Source organism: Synechococcus sp. 8F6, assembly GCF_002252665.1.
In the GTDB taxonomy this organism is placed as follows: domain Bacteria; phylum Cyanobacteriota; class Cyanobacteriia; order PCC-6307; family Cyanobiaceae; genus Cyanobium_A.
This window is the reverse complement of the sequence record NZ_NQKZ01000057.1, coordinates 1-1,244: the sequence shown is the minus strand read 5'-3', so window position 1 is coordinate 1,244 and position 1,244 is coordinate 1. Positions and strand designations below refer to the sequence as shown.

Below are 1,244 nucleotides of genomic sequence, written 5' to 3'. Positions count from 1 at the left end.
GGCAGGGCTGATTCAAAGTCTGTCCCAAGGTCCCTTGCCGGGGCTGTCAGCATGGGCTGAGGTCGGCGGAATCGCCCCCTCCTTGTGCTTGAAAGCGCTTCCACTGCAACCGATCTCGACCTGATCAGCTACCTGAGGTCGATCCCCGATGCGCGGATGCGACGCGGCGTGCGGTTTCCGGCCTGGTATCTGCTGCTGGTGGCGGTGCTGGGAATCCTGAGTGGCTGCCAGAGCTTGCGGGATCTGGAGCGATTCGCCATCCGCCACCACGGCGTGCTCACCGAGGCGTTGGAGATCGAGCTGCGGCGGCCACCATCGGATTCCTCGTTCCGCTACTTCTTCCATCAGGTGGACGTGTCAGCCCTGTGCACCGCAATCCGTGACTGGACGATCGCCCAGATCCCTGGTGGTGCAGCGGATCTCGATCAACTGGTGTGTGACGGCAAAACCTTGAGGGGTTCGATCGAGCCCACGGCCGGCGGGGGCTCCGCATTCATTGCCCAGGTCACGCTGTATTCGGCCGCTCTGGGTGTCGCGATCAGCCAGGCTTGCTACGCCACCGGCGAGAACCATGAACGGGCGGTACTCAAACAGCTGCTCGGCGAGCTCGATCTTGACGGTGTGCTGATCCAGGCGGATGCGCTCCACACCCAGAAACCGTTTTTCAACTCCTCCAGGAGCAGGGAGCCGACTTCCTGCTGACAGTGAAAGCCAACCAGAAGACGCTGCACCGCCAGATCCGATCTCAGTTCCAGGGAAAGCGTCACATCCCTTTTGTCGCAACGGATCACGAGGTTGGTCATGGCCGTGACATCACCTGGACGCTACGCGCCAAAGCGGCCCCAGAGCACATCCGTGAGGCATGGATCGGCAGCAGCTGGATCGTGGAAGTCACGGCCAGCGGTACCCGTGACGGCAAGCCCTTTCACGCCACCCACTTGTTTCTCACGAGCCTGCGCACTACGCCAGAAGCACTGCTGCAACTGGTACGCGACCGCTGGAGCATTGAGGGCTGGCACTGGATCCGCGACACCCAACTCCACGAGGATGCCCACCGCTACCGGGGCAACGGTGCCGGGGTGATGGCCACCCTGCGCACGGCAGCGATGAACCTGCTGAGGCTGGCTGGATTTCAGTCGATCCGAGCCGGCCTGCAGGCGGTGATGCACGACATCAAGGCGCTGCTGGCAATGGTGCGGCGGCAACCCCAGCCCGAAGCTTGCTGAGACTTTGAATCAGCCCTG

General features: G+C 62.8%; 1 pseudogene. It reads left to right on the top strand.

Going from position 1 to position 1,244, the window contains the following annotated elements:
* The first annotated feature begins 84 nt into the window (after positions 1-84).
* Positions 85-1,226: pseudogene (locus CJZ78_RS14885) on the top strand (ISAs1 family transposase).
* The last annotated feature ends 18 nt before the right edge of the window (positions 1,227-1,244 follow it).